Source organism: Klebsiella sp. ME-303 (assembly GCF_007910085.1).
Classification (GTDB): domain Bacteria; phylum Pseudomonadota; class Gammaproteobacteria; order Enterobacterales; family Enterobacteriaceae; genus Klebsiella; species Klebsiella michiganensis.
Genome location: NZ_VOJB01000056.1, coordinates 1 through 1,738, shown reverse-complemented (window position 1 = coordinate 1,738; position 1,738 = coordinate 1). Strand labels below are relative to the sequence as shown.

The 1,738-nt window shown below is 55.6% G+C and carries 1 protein-coding gene; it reads right to left on the bottom strand.

Annotated elements, in window-relative coordinates; all coding sequences use genetic code 11:
* The coding region (locus FQK12_RS27220; RefSeq protein WP_186711176.1) for a hypothetical protein at positions 1-1,738 on the bottom strand (1,738 nt) is incomplete at both ends.

Sequence of the window (1,738 nt, the reverse complement as noted above, 5' to 3'; positions counted from 1 at the left end):
GAATCGCTGTCTGAATCCGAGTCGGAGTCGGAGTCACTATCTGAATCCGAGTCACTGTCCGAGTCACTGTCCGAGTCCGAGTCGCTGTCGGAATCGGAGTCACTGTCGGAGTCGGAGTCGCTGTCTGAATCGGCATCGCTGTCGGAATCCGAATCGCTGTCTGAATCCGAGTCACTGTCAGAGTCAGAATCGCTGTCTGAATCAGAATCGCTATCCGAGTCCGAATCACTGTCCGAATCCGAGTCGCTGTCAGAGTCAGCATCGCTGTCCGAGTCGGAGTCACTGTCAGAATCAGAATCGCTGTCTGAATCGGAGTCGCTGTCAGAGTCAGCATCGCTGTCGGAGTCGGAATCACTGTCGGAGTCGGAGTCGCTGTCCGAATCCGAGTCGCTGTCTGAATCCGAATCACTGTCTGAATCGGAGTCGCTGTCAGAGTCCGAATCGCTGTCTGAATCGGAGTCGCTGTCAGAGTCAGCATCGCTGTCGGAATCGGAATCACTGTCGGAATCCGAGTCGCTGTCCGAGTCGGAGTCACTGTCAGAGTCGGAGTCGCTGTCCGAATCGGAGTCGCTGTCCGAATCGGAGTCACTGTCGGAGTCAGAGTCGCTGTCAGAGTCCGAGTCGCTGTCAGAGTCCGAATCGCTGTCTGAATCCGAGTCGCTGTCAGAATCGGAGTCACTGTCGGAGTCCGAATCGGCATCGCTGTCGGAATCCGAATCGCTGTCCGAATCAGAGTCGCTGTCACTATCCGAATCGCTGTCGGAATCCGAATCGCTGTCAGAATCCGAGTCACTGTCGGAGTCCGAGTCAGAATCGCTGTCCGAGTCAGAATCACTGTCGGAGTCCGAGTCGCTGTCAGAATCGGAATCGCTGTCGGAGTCCGAATCGCTGTCAGAGTCCGAATCGCTGTCAGAGTCAGAGTCGCTGTCCGAATCCGAATCACTGTCGGAGTCGGAATCACTGTCACTATCAGAATCGCTGTCAGAGTCCGAGTCACTGTCAGAATCCGAGTCGGAGTCACTATCTGAATCCGAGTCGCTGTCACTATCCGAGTCACTGTCCGAGTCCGAGTCGCTGTCGGAGTCAGAGTCGCTGTCGGAGTCAGAGTCGCTGTCAGAGTCGGAATCACTGTCGGAGTCCGAGTCGCTGTCCGAATCCGAATCGCTGTCGGAATCTGAATCACTGTCAGAATCCGAATCGCTGTCTGAATCGGCATCGCTGTCAGAGTCCGAATCGCTGTCTGAATCCGAGTCGCTGTCAGAGTCAGAATCGCTGTCTGAATCCGAGTCGCTGTCGGAGTCGGAATCGCTATCGGAGTCCGAATCACTGTCGGAGTCCGAATCGCTGTCCGAATCCGAGTCGCTGTCGGAGTCGGAATCGCTATCGGAGTCCGAATCACTGTCGGAGTCCGAATCGCTGTCCGAATCCGAGTCGCTGTCTGAATCGGCATCGCTGTCGGAATCCGAGTCGCTGTCGGAGTCGGAGTCGCTGTCAGAGTCCGAATCGCTGTCGGAATCTGAATCACTGTCAGAATCCGAATCGCTGTCAGAGTCCGAATCGCTGTCGGAATCCGAGTCGCTGTCAGAGTCCGAATCGGAGTCGCTGTCGGAGTCCGAATCGCTGTCCGAATCCGAGTCACTGTCAGAATCCGAGTCACTGTCAGAGTCCGAGTCGCTGTCAGAGTCCGAATCGCTGTCAGAGTCGGAATCACTATCAGAATCCGAGTCACTGTCAGAAT